Source organism: Pseudomonas sp. MONT-RG-20F-20-E-7-02, assembly GCF_022662395.1.
Lineage (GTDB): Bacteria > Pseudomonadota > Gammaproteobacteria > Pseudomonadales > Pseudomonadaceae > Aquipseudomonas.
In genome coordinates, this window is record NZ_JAKNQN010000040.1 from 1 (window position 1) to 430 (window position 430).

General features: G+C 55.6%; 1 protein-coding gene. It reads right to left on the reverse strand.

Annotated elements, in window-relative coordinates; all coding sequences use genetic code 11:
• Window positions 1–430: immunoglobulin-like domain-containing protein (locus tag L8I05_RS29435; RefSeq protein WP_242176721.1), on the reverse strand; the 430-nt coding region annotated here is incomplete at both ends.

A 430-nucleotide genomic window follows, 5' to 3' on the forward strand; every position in this document is an offset into this window, starting at 1 on the left:
CGTCAGGGTCGCGGTGTAGGTGATATCGCCGCCTTCAACTACCGAGGCTTTATCAGCGGTCAAGCTGATGGTGGTGTTATCGATCGAATCGGTAATCGTGGTTTCAGCCGCTTTCGGATCGGTCACCAAGTTCTCGAAGTTACCGCCTTCGGTTTTGGCGATGGTGGTGCTGACGGTGCTGCCATTGTTGTAAACGTCGTTCGCCGGCGTCTGGAACACCGTCGAGCCAACGGTTTCACCCGCTTTGATGGTGATCGTCTGACCATTCGAAAGCGTAACGGTAACGTCGGTTTGCGCCTTGTTAGTCAGGGTCGCGGTGTAAGTAATCTCACCGCCTTCAACCACCGAGGCTTTGTCGGCGGAGAGGGAAACCGTGGTGTTGTCGATCGAATCGGTGATGGCTGTTTCAGCCGCCTTCGGATCGGTTACC